General features: G+C 51.9%; 1 tRNA gene and 1 rRNA gene. Both read left to right on the plus strand.

What is annotated here, in order from left to right:
* Positions 1-52: ribosomal RNA gene (locus tag AACY49_RS31425) — 16S ribosomal RNA — on the plus strand; the annotation flags it as partial.
* A gap of 163 nt (positions 53-215) precedes the next feature.
* Positions 216-292 (plus strand) — tRNA-Ile (locus AACY49_RS31430).
* Positions 293-335 lie beyond the last annotated feature (43 nt).

Genomic DNA, 335 nt, shown 5'->3' on the forward strand with positions numbered 1-335 from the left:
GAAGTCGTAACAAGGTAGCCGTAGGGGAACCTGCGGCTGGATCACCTCCTTAATCGACGACATCAGCTGCTCCATAAGTTCCCACACGAATTGCTTGATTCATTGAAGAAGACGATAAGAAGCAGCCTGTATCAGGTTGTAGCTGTGTTGGTTAGAGCGCACCCCATGCTGTGTGGTAAAGAGCAGGGTGAGGTCGGCCTTAGTAGCTCGAAATTGGGTCTGTAGCTCAGTTGGTTAGAGCGCACCCCTGATAAGGGTGAGGTCGGCAGTTCGAATCTGCCCAGACCCACCAATTTTGCTTGTGTGGGAACGCCTGTAGAAATACGGGGCCATAG

The organism is Pseudomonas sp. EL_65y_Pfl2_R96 (genome assembly GCF_963970905.1).
Classification (GTDB): domain Bacteria; phylum Pseudomonadota; class Gammaproteobacteria; order Pseudomonadales; family Pseudomonadaceae; genus Aquipseudomonas.